This window comes from Microbulbifer epialgicus, from assembly GCF_041447265.1.
In the GTDB taxonomy this organism is placed as follows: Bacteria; Pseudomonadota; Gammaproteobacteria; order Pseudomonadales; family Cellvibrionaceae; genus Microbulbifer; species Microbulbifer epialgicus.
In genome coordinates this window covers 1-12,806 of sequence record NZ_JBGMEK010000055.1, presented here as the reverse complement: position 1 = coordinate 12,806, position 12,806 = coordinate 1, and the positions used below count along the sequence as shown (strand labels likewise).

At 54.5% G+C, this 12,806-nt stretch carries 12 protein-coding genes; 6 read left to right on the top strand and 6 right to left on the bottom strand.

The annotated features are described in order from the left end of the window. Nucleotides 1–199 precede the first annotated feature (199 nt). Nucleotides 200–1,345 (bottom strand): alanine dehydrogenase, encoded by a 1,146-nt coding sequence (ald, locus tag ACCI49_RS17955; RefSeq protein ID WP_371840528.1) that lies wholly within the window; start codon nucleotides 1,343–1,345, stop codon nucleotides 200–202. A gap of 217 nt (nucleotides 1,346–1,562) precedes the next feature. Here ald and ACCI49_RS17950 point away from each other — a divergent pair, with 217 nt between their 5' ends. Then, nucleotides 1,563–2,048, top strand: a complete 486-nt coding sequence (locus tag ACCI49_RS17950; protein ID WP_371840527.1) for an Lrp/AsnC ligand binding domain-containing protein — start codon at nucleotides 1,563–1,565, stop codon at nucleotides 2,046–2,048. A gap of 60 nt (nucleotides 2,049–2,108) precedes the next feature. Here ACCI49_RS17950 and ACCI49_RS17945 read toward each other — a convergent pair whose 3' ends face one another. The 3 genes from ACCI49_RS17945 to putP all read right to left on the bottom strand — a co-directional run bounded on the left by ACCI49_RS17945 (nucleotide 2,109) and on the right by putP (nucleotide 4,813). Further along, the gene (locus tag ACCI49_RS17945; protein ID WP_371840526.1) at nucleotides 2,109–2,573 is read right to left on the bottom strand and encodes an Mpo1 family 2-hydroxy fatty acid dioxygenase; all 465 of its coding nucleotides are present in this window, start codon (nucleotides 2,571–2,573) and stop codon (nucleotides 2,109–2,111) included. Between the two features lie 106 nt (nucleotides 2,574–2,679). Next, the gene (locus ACCI49_RS17940) at nucleotides 2,680–3,192 is read right to left on the bottom strand and encodes an O-acetyl-ADP-ribose deacetylase (protein ID WP_371840524.1); all 513 of its coding nucleotides are present in this window, start codon (nucleotides 3,190–3,192) and stop codon (nucleotides 2,680–2,682) included. Nucleotides 3,193–3,346: 154 nt separating this feature from the next. Then, on the bottom strand, nucleotides 3,347–4,813 hold the full coding sequence (gene putP, locus ACCI49_RS17935; RefSeq protein WP_371840523.1) for a sodium/proline symporter PutP: 1,467 nt from the start codon (nucleotides 4,811–4,813) through the stop codon (nucleotides 3,347–3,349). Nucleotides 4,814–5,021: 208 nt separating this feature from the next. On the opposite strand from putP, the gene ACCI49_RS17930 reads away from it, so the two are divergent. Then, complete coding sequence (locus tag ACCI49_RS17930; protein ID WP_371840522.1) at nucleotides 5,022–5,627, top strand: hypothetical protein; 606 nt, start codon at nucleotides 5,022–5,024, stop codon at nucleotides 5,625–5,627. Here ACCI49_RS17930 and ttcA read toward each other — a convergent pair. After that, nucleotides 5,512–6,429: a tRNA 2-thiocytidine(32) synthetase TtcA gene (gene ttcA / locus ACCI49_RS17925; RefSeq protein WP_371840521.1), complete on the bottom strand. Its 918-nt coding sequence runs from the start codon at nucleotides 6,427–6,429 to the stop codon at nucleotides 5,512–5,514. The genes ACCI49_RS17930 and ttcA overlap by 116 nt on opposite strands. A gap of 132 nt (nucleotides 6,430–6,561) precedes the next feature. Continuing rightward, nucleotides 6,562–7,230 (bottom strand): arylesterase, encoded by a 669-nt coding sequence (locus ACCI49_RS17920; RefSeq protein WP_371840520.1) that lies wholly within the window; start codon nucleotides 7,228–7,230, stop codon nucleotides 6,562–6,564. A gap of 45 nt (nucleotides 7,231–7,275) precedes the next feature. On the opposite strand from ACCI49_RS17920, the gene ACCI49_RS17915 reads away from it, so the two are divergent. The 4 genes from ACCI49_RS17915 to ACCI49_RS17900 all read left to right on the top strand — a co-directional run bounded on the left by ACCI49_RS17915 (nucleotide 7,276) and on the right by ACCI49_RS17900 (nucleotide 12,584). Next, nucleotides 7,276–7,998, top strand: a complete 723-nt coding sequence (locus tag ACCI49_RS17915; protein WP_371840518.1) for an ABC transporter ATP-binding protein — start codon at nucleotides 7,276–7,278, stop codon at nucleotides 7,996–7,998. Next, nucleotides 7,998–10,448: an ABC transporter permease gene (locus ACCI49_RS17910; RefSeq protein WP_371840516.1), complete on the top strand. Its 2,451-nt coding sequence runs from the start codon at nucleotides 7,998–8,000 to the stop codon at nucleotides 10,446–10,448. The genes ACCI49_RS17915 and ACCI49_RS17910 overlap by 1 nt, the downstream gene beginning before the upstream one ends. Before the next feature lie 55 nt (nucleotides 10,449–10,503). Beyond that, nucleotides 10,504–11,775 carry an adenosylmethionine--8-amino-7-oxononanoate transaminase gene (bioA, locus tag ACCI49_RS17905; protein ID WP_371840515.1) on the top strand — a complete coding sequence of 424 codons (1,272 nt, stop codon included), beginning with the start codon at nucleotides 10,504–10,506 and terminating at the stop codon, nucleotides 11,773–11,775. A 398-nt stretch (nucleotides 11,776–12,173) separates the two neighbouring features. After that, a complete protein-coding gene (locus tag ACCI49_RS17900; RefSeq protein ID WP_371840514.1) occupies nucleotides 12,174–12,584 on the top strand; it encodes a DUF6746 family protein in 411 nt (136 codons plus the stop codon). Nucleotides 12,585–12,806: the final 222 nt, after the last annotated feature.

Genomic DNA, 12,806 nt, shown 5'->3' with positions numbered 1-12,806 from the left:
GCCAAATCACTGCAGCAGCGAGCAAACCTGGAGAATAGGGCTCACAATAAAAAAGCCGCGTAAACACGCGGCTATCAATGGCAGCTTTCGCTACCAAGTCTCACAGAGAGGAACGCCAAAGAGCGCTCCGGGGAAAACTCCCAAATTACAAGCGCGTTGCAGCTCGTTTAAAGAGCGGCTGTATGGCAGCCGCTTATAATCAGGCTACAGCTTCTTCAAGCTTGGCAACTTTTTGCAGAGCAAGCTTAGGATCTACAAACTCATAGCCCAGTACATCTGCAACTGCTTTGTAAGTCACCATACCAGCGTGAACATTCAGCCCTTCCAGCAGATTGGCATCATCCAGCAACGCTTGCTTGGCGCCTTTATTCGCCAGAGCCACGGCATAAGGCAAGGTAGCGTTGTTCAGAGCCATGGTGGAGGTACGAGCTACACCGCCGGGCATGTTGGCCACACAGTAGTGCACCACGCCATCAACTACATAAGTGGGCTCTTGGTGGGTAGTAGCTTTGGAGGTTTCAAAACAACCACCCTGGTCGATAGCCACGTCTACAACTACAGCACCCTTCTTCATGCGGCTGATAATATCGCGAGTCAGCAGCTTCGGAGCTGCGGCGCCCGGAATCAGTACTGCACCAACCACCAGGTCCGCTTCCAGCGCATGCTTTTCAATCGCATCGTTAGTGGAGTATTCGGTGCGTACAGCGCCACCGAAGATATCGTCCAGCTGACGCAGACGCGGCAGTGAGCGGTCCAGGATGGTTACATCAGCGCCCATACCCAGGGCCATCTTGGCCGCGTTGGTACCAACAACACCACCACCGATAATCAGGACCTTGGCAGGAGCTACACCGGGTACGCCACCGAGTAATACCCCAAGGCCACCCTGGGCTTTCTCCAGGTGGTGGGCACCACACTGTACAGACATACGGCCAGCCACTTCTGACATCGGCGCCAGCAGCGGTAGGCCGCCAAAGCGGTCGGTTACGGTTTCATAGGCGATACAGGTTGCACCGGACTTCACCAGCAGCTCGGTTTGCTTGGGGTCTGGTGCCAGGTGCAGGTAAGTGTAAAGAACCTGCCCCGGGCGCAGCATTTCGCACTCGTTCGGCTGTGGCTCTTTTACCTTGACGATCATATCGGCAGTGGCAAAAATTTCTTCCGGAGTATCGATGATCTTGGCTCCGGCTTGCTCGTACATCTCATCGGTAAAACCGATAGCGGTACCGCCATCTTTCTGTACGATGACTTGATGGCCATGGCCAACCAGTTCGCGAACACTCGACGGCGTCAGGCCAATACGATACTCGTGGTTTTTGATCTCTTTCGGGACGCCAATCAACATTTTTTGCTCCTCAATCTCTGCGGTTGGCACAATCTCTGCGGTTGGCACAATCTCTGCACAAATGCAGGAGTCACGCCTAATTTCTGTATTTTCCGCAGTATAGGGCCACCTTAGCAGTGGATTTCTACAAGAGTTTTTATCAAACTAGTGGTATCCACTATTAAAACTGGTGATAAGTCCATTTTTTAAGCTGATCGCCTATTGAGGAGACAGAGACATGCGCAAGCGCTCGGAAGAGCTCAACACGGTGGACCGCAACATTTTGCGAGTCCTGCAAAAAAATGGCCGGACCAGCTATGCGGAACTGGCCCGTAAAGTCGGATTAACTGCCACACCCTGCGTTGAACGAGTAAAACGACTGGAAAATGATGGAGTTATCCAGGGATACACCGCCCTAATCAATCCGGAGTTCCTGGATGCCGCTTTGGTGGTATTTGTGCAAATTCGCCTGAATCGCTCCGCCCAGGACGCATTTGAAGAGTTCCGTAATGCCGTGGCGGCTCTTCCGGAAGTACAGGAGTGCTATCTGGTCTCTGGCAATTTTGACTACCTGATCAAAGCGCGCGTCGCGGATATGGGTGCCTATCGCAAATTTTATGGTGAGACCCTTCTGACCCTGCCAGAGGTTCAAGAGTGCACCAGTTATGTCGTGATGGAAGAAGTGAAGGAAACTCTGGAGGTACCGGTGCACTACAACCGATAGCTCCTGTAATCAGGGCGACAAGTCAGTCGCCCTATTTCTATCTCAACCCAACTAAGGGAGTCAGTACTGAATACCCAGCTTGCGATAAACAAAACCTATCACCCAAGCGGGACCAATCAGCAAAAACTGAACGTCTTTAAAGAAGGAGGGCTTTTTCCCTTCGATATGATGACCGATAAACTGGAAAATCCACATCACCACGAATAATCCCAGTGCCGTCTGCCACACGGGAACACCCAGACGCTCCGCTACCGACCAGCCCCATAAGAAAACAACCGTCAAAGCAGTCATACCGAGCGCAATTGGAAAAGAAAGGGCAAAATAGAAAAGCAACACTGGCACTGTGACCACTACAGCCCAGTTCAACCAGGGAATCTCCGCCATAAACTGCGGCTGCGGAATACCCCATAAAAGGCCGGCAACCGTTGCATAAATTACCGGTACTGCAACCCAGTGAATGGATTTATTAATAGGATTCTGGTGGCTCTCGCCATACTCGGCAAACCACTGCTGGGCACTGCGCATGACAATCTCCTTTTCTTATAGTGTTATTGTCAGGAAAACTATCATCCTCCGAGCCCTGGCCGTAATCAATGGCCGAATGTACCAGGCATCAAACCAAAATAATTTGCTAACGCCGCACGTAGGCATCTAACTGAGCGTGATAGAGCTCGGCCATCTCCGCATCAAAGCAGCAAAATATGATGCTCTGTGGCTCTCCGTCTTTTTCCAAGTGCTGCTGTACTTGCTCGACGGCGATTTCCACAGCCAAGCTGGGGGGATAGTCATAGACACCGCAACTGATCGCAGGAAAGGCGATTGAGCGCATACTCTCTCGCCGCGCCAGCGCGAGGCAGTGCCGATAGCAGCTCGAAAGCAACTCCGGTTCGCCCAAGCGGCCGCCGCGCCAGACAGGCCCAACGGTATGGTAAATTCGTTTGACGGGTATTGAGAAGGCACTGGTTGCACGGACTTCACCAACCGGGCAACCCCCAATATTGCGGCAGGCATCCAGCAAACCGGGGCCCGCCGCGCGGTGAATGGCGCCGTCCACACCGCCACCGCCAAGTAGGCGGGCGTTGGCAGCATTGACGATGACATCGACGTTCAATCGCGTGATATCACCGAGATGAACTTTGATCACTCAGTATCTCCAACCGCTATTTGAATAATCGCTGCGGATGGAAATCCTTTTCGCTTCACAACAGTCGCGCCCTTGCCAAGGGCGCGCCCTCTGCGTAGCTGTCACACTGCACTCAGCCCCATCACTGGGGGCCGCAAGTACAAGCCCACCGGGCTTACCCCAGCAGTTTTTTATGCTGGGAGGCCACGGCTTCCGGGCATTTCGTCAGCACGCTAACTATGACGATAGCAGCTGCTGAGAAAATAAAGCCCGGTAGCAATTCATAGATATCGAAGATACCTCCAGAGAGCTGTTCCCAGATTACCACTGTGATACCGCCGACAATCACCCCGGCAATGGCACCGCTGCCGGTCATTCTTGACCAATACAGGCTGATCAGCAGTGCTGGCCCAAATGCGGCGCCGAGCCCGGCCCAGGCATAACTCACCACATCCAGAACCTTGGAATCCGGGTCCATAGCAATCCACACAGCGATTAAGGAAAGCCCCACAACGGCCCAGCGCCCCACTTTAACCATGGCTTCCGGACTGGTCTTGCGCCCAACCCATACATGGTAAATATCTTCCGCCAGTGCTGCAGAGGACACCAACAACTGGGAATCTGCAGTGCTCATAATCGCGGAGAGAATCGCCGCCAGCAGTACGCCCGCAACAATCGGGTGGAACAGAACTTGAACCAACTCCATAAAAACAGTCTCACCATCCGGCAGCCCCTGCTGCATCTGCAGGTGGGCAAAGAGGCCTACCGCCATGGCCCCCAGGAAGCCGATCAGGGACCAAACCGCCGCAACAGTTGCAGCTGCAGGGACATCATCCGGGCTGCGCACCGCCATAAAACGCGCCAGGATATGGGGCTGACCGAAGTAGCCCAGCCCCCAGGCGAGTGAACTCAGAATGGCGACCATACCCAAAGCCTGTCCGCTGCCATCAGTCAACCAATACGTTAACTGGGGCTGTTGTGTTTGCAACTGAGCCCAGCTGGCGGAAAAGCCACCCTGATCGGAAATCACCACTAAAGGAACGGCAATCAGAGCAACGCTCATCAGCAAGCCTTGGAAGACATCGGTCCAGGATACCGCCAGGAAGCCGCCAAACAGTGTGTAGGAAATCACTGCAACGGCGCCAATAACCACCGCATAGTGGTAGTCCCAACCAAAAACTGTCTCAAATAACTTGCCGCCGGCAATCAAGCCCGAAGCCACGTAGAAGAGGAAAAACAGTAAGATGAAAATAGCGCACACTGTGCGCAGGTAAGGGTGGCCCATCTTAAAGCGGCGATCCAGGTATGCGGGCACAGTAAGGGAATCGTCCAGTTCATAGGTATAAATACGCAGGCGGCGCCCCATACTGACCCAACTCAACACGATACCGGAAAAGAGGCCTATAGCGATCCAGCCCGCAGACAAGCCCGCGGCATAGGCAGCACCGGGCAACCCTAGCAGTAACCAACCACTCATATCTGAGGCCCCGGCAGAGAGCGCCGCAACGGCAGGGGGCAATGAACGGCCGCCGAGGAAATAATCACTGGCATTTTTAGTGCGCATGTAAGCGTAAATGCCAATCACCAGGATTAGAGCCAGATAGGCGACAAAAGTAAGGGCAACGAGCCACTGTGCGGGCATGGGGGGATTCCTTTTACTCAAACTGGAGTGGCACTCAGAGAGGGCGCTTTCTGCGACTCTTTGCTCGCTTTTTGGGCAAAATGAGCTACGGGGTCGGTACCACTTCAAAAATAGTTATGTTTATTGCGCCTAAATCTACCCAACAGGTGGCATCGACTCAATCCGCAAACTAAATATTCAGGACAGCCACAGAAAAAAAGACAACACTATGGGCATCTGTCTGGACGAATTGCGCCTCCAGGTTATCCGTCCGACCCTCAAACATCTGAGAGCCTGGAGCCAGGGCATGGAAAATCTCCTGCTCGGCACTGCCGCACAGGAGTCACAGCTGGGGTTTCATCTCAAGCAGGGACGGCGCCATGGATTGGGCATCTATCAAATCCAACCGCATACTCACCGGGAGATCTGGGATAACTACCTGATCGATCACCCAGCCCTGGCCTCAAAGGTACGCGGCCTGGCCAGCCAACGGGACTTTCTCGATCACCCCCACAGTGAGCTGACCACCAACCTGCGCTATGCCACCGCTATCGCCTGGCTGGTTTACCGCTCAGCCGACGTTCACAAAATTCCCGAACCGGAAACCAATAATGTGGCGAAAATGGCGCGGCTGTGGCACCAGCATTTCCACCACGGACCCAGCGCCACTACGCGGGATTTTGAATGCAGCTATGCCCAGCTGGTAAGCGGCGCAGACCCTACAAATTCAGCGCCGAGATATACTGGGGCGCAACGTCCTGAGCATCCTCCGGCTCCCAGGAATTCACCTGACGCTGAATTAAATGGTCAGGGCGCTCGGCAGCCGACGGCGTAGAGCGATCCAATTCCAGGCTTTCGAAGTCGTAAAGATCCCTGTCTGCCAACTGTGATGGGGATACTCTTGTAAGGGCAGCAAAAATATTCTCACTGCGCCCTGGGAATTTTTTATCCCACTCCCGCAACATCTTCTTGATCGCCTGCCTCTGCAGGTTTTCCTGGCTACCGCACAGGTTGCAGGGAATAATCGGGAATTCCTTGAACTCCGCATAGCGGGCGATATCTTCTTCGCGGCAATAGGCCAGCGGGCGAATTACGATATTGCGGCCGTCATCCGCGCGCAGCTTCGGCGGCATCGCCTTTAGACGTCCACCGTAAAACATGTTCAGGAATAAAGTTTCGACAATGTCGTCTTTATGGTGGCCAAGGGCTACTTTGGTGGCACCGATTTCCTCGGCAAAGCCGTAAAGGGTACCCCGGCGCAGGCGCGAACAGAGGCTGCAGGTGGTCTTGCCCTCAGGCACCACTTCCTGCACGACTGAATAGGTGTCTTTTTCCACGATGTGATGAGGCACGCCGAGGGAACGCAAATACTCCGGCAGGATATGCTCGGGGAAACCTGGTTGTTTCTGGTCCATATTCACCGCCACCAGCTCAAAATTGACCGGCGCAGTTTTTTGCAGGTTCAGCAGGATATCCAGCATGGCATAGGAATCCTTGCCACCGGACAGGCAGACCATAATTTTGTCGCCTTCTTCAATCATGTTGAAATCGGCAATAGCGCGACCAACATGACGACGCAGGCGTTTCTGCAGCTTGTTAAATTCGAGTCGCTCGCGGCGATTTTCCACTTCGGGCATGGTGTCTCTCTAACTAGTTCAGTACCGCTGGCCGGTTACAAATCTGGGTCACAGCCGCAGCCACTACCTTTAATGACTGATGGCCAAGTGCCGGCTTTCCCAATCCTGGGGGCGCGATTGTACGCATTTCGATCACGGAGTACACGACTGGCTATCCACCTCATCCGCCAGCAGTGACTCGACACAAGGCCATACATGATCCAGTAGTGCTGGCTGGGCCTTGGCGGTTGGGTGGATACCATCCGCCTGCATGGCACCCTCTGCCAGCGCTACTGTCTCCAGGAAGAAGGGCACCAACCCAACCTGCTCTGATTTCGCCACCTTGGGATATACAGCGGCAAAGGCACTGGTATAAGCGCGACCGTAGTTAGGAGGAATACGCATGCCCAATAGCAATACCTCAGCACCAGAGTTCTTCGCCAGTTTCACCATTTCCATCAAGTTGCGCTGCAACGACTGCAGCGGGTAACCCCGCAGGCCATCGTTACCACCCAACTCCACAATCAGCCAACGCGGATTGTACTCCTCCATCAGACGAGGCAAGCGCGTCAACCCACCGGAAGTGGTTTCACCGCTGATACTGGCATTGACCACTCGAACTTTTTTGCCCTTCTCCTGCAGGCGCTCCCGCAATAATTGCACCCAGCCCTGCTCTTCATTAATACCGTAAGCAGCGCTGATACTGTCACCCAGCACCAATAAGGTATCCGCAGTATTCGCCTGGGCAGCCCCGACAGGGATAAACAGCAGCAGTACCAAGCTGAATTGAGCCGCCAACTGCCGAAAAAAGGCTGTCGTCATGTCATACTCTCCAAAAAATTCGCGCATCCGTATAGGGAACACAGTATGTCCGCCATTCTTACGGCAGAAAACCTGTATCACAGAGTCTCCACCAGCGAAGGGCCATTGACCCTATTAAACAATATCTCCCTACAACTGGCGCGTGGGGAAAGCCTGGCTGTGACCGGTGCCTCAGGTTCCGGCAAATCTACCCTGCTCGGTCTATTAGCGGGATTGGACAAGCCCAGCGAGGGAAAAATCTGCCTGGCCGGTGAAGAAATTACCGCCATGGATGAGGAACAACGTGCGGCGGTGCGCGCCCGCTGCGTGGGCTTTGTATTCCAAACCTTCCAGCTACTGCCAGGCCTCACCGCTCGTGAGAATGTCATGCTGCCCAGTGAGCTACGCGGAGAGCGCGGCGCCGCCAAGCGCGCAGAGGAGTTCCTTGCCAAGGTTGGTCTTGAACATCGCCTGGGCCATTATCCGCGCCAGCTTTCCGGCGGGGAGCAACAGCGGGTCGCTATTGCCAGGGCCTTCGCTAGCTTTAGCGGAGAGGACGCCATCCTCTTTGCTGACGAACCCACCGGCAGCCTGGATGCCGGCAATGGCGCCAAAATTATCGACTTACTCTTCAAGCTCAACGCCGAATCCAGTACCACTCTGGTATTGGTGACCCATGAGCAACGCCTGGCCGAGCGCTGCGCCACTCACCTGCGTATGTCTGCTGGAGCAGTGGAATCCTACGAGCCCCTTGCTGGAGACGACAACCTGTCGGAGGTGTCCGCCTGATGCTGCCGCTGCGACTGCTTTTCAGGGACTGGCGCGGTGGCGAGTTGGCCCTGATCGCCAGTGCTCTGGTACTGGCCGTGACCTGTGTAACCGCGATTGCCCATTTCACCGACCGCCTCACCCGCGCCATGGAGCAGCAATCGCTAACCTTCCTGGCTGCAGAAAGGGTCCTGCGCAGCAGCCAACCAGTCGATTCGACCTGGCTCGACGAGGCAAAGGTACTTGGATTGGAGCAGGGGCAAGCCATCCAATTTTCCTCGATGATCTCCGCCAACGACCAGTTCCAGTTTGTCTCGGTAAAAGCCGTGGATGCTGGATACCCATTGGTTGGCCATCTGGAGATTCGCCGCTCGCCGGAAGTCCCAAGTGAGATCGCGCAGCAGGGCCCACCTCCAGGAGAAGTCTGGGTGGAGTCCCGCCTCCTACCCTTGCTGGAAATCAATATCGGCGATTCTATCGACCTGGGCGACACGCAACTCAAAGTGACCGGCCTGTTGGAACGGGAACCCGACCGGGGAACCAGCCTTTTCGATATGGGCGCGAGGGTACTGGCCAATGTCGATGACCTACCGGCCTCCGGCGTTATCCAGCCCGGCAGCCGGGTGCGCTATCGCTATCTTTTTGCCGGGGACGACCAGGTACTGAAAGAATATTTTGACTGGCTGAAGCCACAGCTGACCGAGCATCAGCGGGTACTGGACCTGCGTGAAGGCCAGCCGCGGGTAGCCTCGGCATTGAACCGCGCTGAGCGTTTCCTGTTCCTTGCCGCCAGCCTCGCCGTACTGCTGGCCAGTGTTGCAGTGGGCCTGGCCGCACGCCGCTATGGCCTGCGACATACCGCCTATGTGGCGGTAATGAAAAGCCTTGGCGCAGGACGCAACAAAGTACTTGCCATTTACCTGGGCCAGCTGGCCGCTCTCACCCTGATAGCCACCGGCCTTGGCTTAGCCCTGGGCAGCTTTATCCAGGCCCAGGCCGTCAACCTGATGGCCGGTTTCTTCCCGGTAGCGCCACCCGCCAGCCATTGGGGCCCCCTGCTTGTAGGCCTCGCCACCGGCCTCGCCTGCGCATTGGGTTTTGCCCTGCCCCCCCTGTTTCGCCTGGCACGCACAGACCCCATGCAGACTTTGCGTAAGGATTGGAGCAACCCCGACAAGCGCGAATGGCTGGGATTGATCCTCGGCCCCAGTGCCATGCTGCTATTGATTTGGTGGCTATCAGGCAGTTTGGCCATGACCCTGGCGTTGCTCGCTGGTATGGGGCTATTGGTGGGTGGCAGCGCCCTGGTCAACCAATTACTGGTGCGCGGTAAACTGGCCGCTCTAGGCGGAGCCTGGCGTATCGCTCTGGGCAGTCTTCAGCGTCGTGCCGCATTCAATACACTGCTGATCGCCGCCTTTGGTACCGGCTTGTTGGCCATGTTGGCCCTGGTCTTTGCGCGCACCGCACTGATCGACGAATGGCGCATGCAATTGCCAGAGAAGGCACCCAATCACTTCCTACTGAATATCACACCCACAGATGTGGACGGGATGCAGCAGATGCTGGAAAAAGAGGCAGTGAGCAGCACCGAATTCTACCCTATGGTGCGCGGCCGCCTGATCGCCATCAACGACACTCCCACCAGAGACCTGAAGGATCGACCAGGCGGCGTGCGCAGGGAACTCAACCTGAGCTGGACCGAAAACCTGGCACCGGATAACCGTATTCTCGAAGGGGAATGGTGGGGCAAAACCAGTGAGGGGGTCTCGGTAGAGGTGGAGCTGGCCGCACAGCTTAACCTCGCCCTCGGAGACAAGCTGCGCTTTTCCATCGGCGGGCTGGAATTGGAGGCCCCTGTGGCCAGCTTTCGCTCCCTGGATTGGAACAGCATGCGCCCGAACTTCTATATGTTGTTTGCACCAGGCACCCTGGAGGGCTTCCCAGCCACTTATATCACCAGCTTTTATCTTCCCCCTGAAGACAAGCTGCTGATCAACGACCTGGTGCGCAGCTATCCCAGTGTCAGCGTGATAGAGCTGGATAAGATTATCCTGCGTATTCGCGACACCATCGACCAGGTATCTTTTGCCATCGAATCGGTAATGGCACTGATGCTTGTGGCCGGGGTACTGGTATTAATTGCCGGGGTACGCGCCAGCATCGCCGAGCGTTTGCAGGAAGCAGCAATTATCCGCACACTTGGAGGACGCAGGCGCCTGTTATTGAAGAGCCTGGTTCTGGAGTTTGGGCTACTCGGCTGTGCCGCCGGTTTACTGGCCGCCATTGGCGCCGAAGCAACCCTTGTGGTGCTATCGCAACGGGTTTTCGAGCTGCCCCTGATGTTCCACCCCACCCTGTGGCTACTGGGCCCATTGGTAGGCGCCGTATTGGTGGGAACTGCCGGCACATTGGCCTGTTACAGCTCCGTGAGCCAGCCTCCATTGAAAGTGCTGCGAGAATTGGCCTGATTGCGGTACATTGGCCTAAAAGTTGGCCGCACATAAAAAGAGATGTAGCTGTTTTATGGACCTGGAATTCGACCGCAAACATATCTGGCACCCCTACGCCTCGCTGATCAACCCGCCACCGGTCTATCCGGTGGCCAGGGCTGAAGGGGTTCGAATTTTCCTGGAAGATGGCCGAGGCCTTATCGATGGCATGTCCTCCTGGTGGAGTGCCCTGCATGGCTACAATGTGCCCGAGCTGAATCAGGCCATGCGCAATCAGATGGACAAGATGTCCCATGTGATGTTTGGCGGTCTCACCCATGAACCGGCCATTGAGCTGTGCAAAAAGCTGGTAGAGATCACCCCACCGGGGCTGAATCGGGTATTCCTGGCCGATTCCGGCTCAGTCTCTGTGGAAGTCGCCATTAAGATGGCTCTGCAGTTTTGGCACTCCCAGGGCAAGCCGGGTAAAAGCAAATTGCTGGCCCTGCGCAATGGCTACCATGGCGATACCTTTGGAGCCATGGCCACCTGTGACCCAGTTACCGGGATGCACCACCTGTTTGCCGGTCAGCTCAGCCAACACCTGTTTGCCCCCACCCCGCAAACCCCTTTTGGTCAAACCTGCCCGGATGAAGATATCCGAGAGCTGGAACAGCTGGTTGCGCAAAACAGCGAGCAACTGGCTGCGGTGATCCTCGAACCCATAGTGCAAGGTGCCGGCGGTATGCGCTTTTATTCCGCAGATTACCTGCGCCGGGTACGAGCACTCTGTGACGAATACGACCTGCTGCTGATTGCCGATGAAATCGCCACCGGTTTTGGCCGCAGTGGCAAAATGTTCGCCTGCGACCACGCCGCGATCAGCCCGGATATCCTCACCCTCGGCAAGGCCCTCACCGGTGGCACCATGACGCTGGCCGCTGCGCTTTGCAGCGATCGTATTGCCGAAGGCATTTGCAATGGCGAGGCCGGAGTCTTTATGCACGGCCCCACTTTTATGGGGAATCCCCTCGCCTGCTCCGTTGCCAATGCCAGCATCCAGCTGCTTCTCAGCAGCCCCTGGCAGGAACGAGTAACAGCTATCGAGCAACAGCTGACCGAGCAGCTGGCCCCATTAAAATCCGCACAGGGTGTCGCCGATGTTCGAGCCCTTGGAGCGATTGGGGTGGTGGAAATGCGCGAGCCGGTAAATATGGCCAAGGTGCAGGAAGCTTTAATCGAACGCGGCATTTGGCTGCGCCCCTTCGGCAAGTTGGTCTACGCCATGCCGCCCTATGTGATTTCTAAAGAAGACCTTAGCCAATTAACTTCAGCAATGGTTGATGTATTGGGGGAGACTTCCTAACTTTCGTACCAATTAATTTGTGAAGCCGGTCTCAATAATGCCGGATTAACCGGCTCTTTCTGTCAATAACCTTCACTGTTACTGCTGCGAACAGATGGCTATCTGATTACTTTCCTTAATACCGGGGGCACCTCTTCCAGGCTAAAGACCTCCGTTGGCCTCTCCCGTATTCGCCGTTCTCAGATTCAATTTTCTTAGTCTTTACAAGCTTCGATCAGCTTGATCGCTATTTCTGCCAGAAATGTTTTGAGCACCTAAAAATTCCTGTATCATTAATGTTAATGATAGTTATCCTCATTTGCGATAGCAATCAAAGTGATCACTGTTAAACGTTAGGCATTCACCTCGCCCGATCAATGCCTTTTCAATCTTTACTGCTTGGGCGTTAGAGAGGAAAAATGAGAATTTTAATTGCATTACTTTTTGCGGTTACTTTTGCTACCACGGCGCAAGCTAGCGACGCATCAGGAGAAAAACCCATTCAGCACCTCAAGGTAGCGGATGTTACTTCTATGAAGGATGCCAAGAAGATTTTCATTGAGAAAACAGCAGAAATTAAGGGCAAGCAAAAACTTGATGCTGCTGAGCTTCACCAGATTCATGTCATCACCTACACGCTTGAGAAAAGTGTTGAGTTTTTCGCTGAGAACCTAAAGGGTGAGAAGCAAGAGCTTGCAAAAGAAATTGCCGTTGTGGTGGAGAATATCCATCTTAACTCCGAAAACAACCGTACAGAAAAGACCCAAAAAGATTTAAAAGAGTATTTTAAATTAGCAGATAAATTTATCGCTGGATTTAAACAGCAGTAATAAAAATCAATTCTGAGCCTAACAAGCGACTCTATTCGGCGCGAAAGGCTCAACCAATATGACCGAAATTTAAAGCGCTAACTTGGATTAGTTCAGACCAAATCTGACACATCCTCTTGAAAAAGAGGGGTTTACCAGTTTTGATGAAGGTGCCTAAATCTAAAAGCAAAACCAAGGATAAACCCCATGATCCATACTAATGATCGCATCATCAAACACAAG

Excerpts from the sequence above, each read along its gene's own strand:
- ACCI49_RS17900 (WP_371840514.1), top strand. The coding sequence starts at position 12,174 with ATGAGAATTTTAATTGCATTACTTTTTGCGGTTACTTTTGCTACCACG.
- putP (WP_371840523.1), bottom strand. The coding sequence starts at position 4,813 with ATGCCCGCACAGTGGCTCGTTGCCCTTACTTTTGTCGCCTATCTGGCT.
- ACCI49_RS17920 (WP_371840520.1), bottom strand. The coding sequence starts at position 7,230 with ATGACGACAGCCTTTTTTCGGCAGTTGGCGGCTCAATTCAGCTTGGTA.
- ACCI49_RS17945 (WP_371840526.1), bottom strand. The coding sequence starts at position 2,573 with ATGCGCAGTGCCCAGCAGTGGTTTGCCGAGTATGGCGAGAGCCACCAG.
- ald (WP_371840528.1), bottom strand. The coding sequence starts at position 1,345 with ATGTTGATTGGCGTCCCGAAAGAGATCAAAAACCACGAGTATCGTATT.
- ACCI49_RS17930 (WP_371840522.1), top strand. The coding sequence starts at position 5,022 with ATGGGCATCTGTCTGGACGAATTGCGCCTCCAGGTTATCCGTCCGACC.
- ttcA (WP_371840521.1), bottom strand. The coding sequence starts at position 6,429 with ATGCCCGAAGTGGAAAATCGCCGCGAGCGACTCGAATTTAACAAGCTG.
- bioA (WP_371840515.1), top strand. The coding sequence starts at position 10,504 with ATGGACCTGGAATTCGACCGCAAACATATCTGGCACCCCTACGCCTCG.
- ACCI49_RS17915 (WP_371840518.1), top strand. The coding sequence starts at position 7,276 with ATGTCCGCCATTCTTACGGCAGAAAACCTGTATCACAGAGTCTCCACC.
- ACCI49_RS17950 (WP_371840527.1), top strand. The coding sequence starts at position 1,563 with ATGCGCAAGCGCTCGGAAGAGCTCAACACGGTGGACCGCAACATTTTG.
- ACCI49_RS17910 (WP_371840516.1), top strand. The coding sequence starts at position 7,998 with ATGCTGCCGCTGCGACTGCTTTTCAGGGACTGGCGCGGTGGCGAGTTG.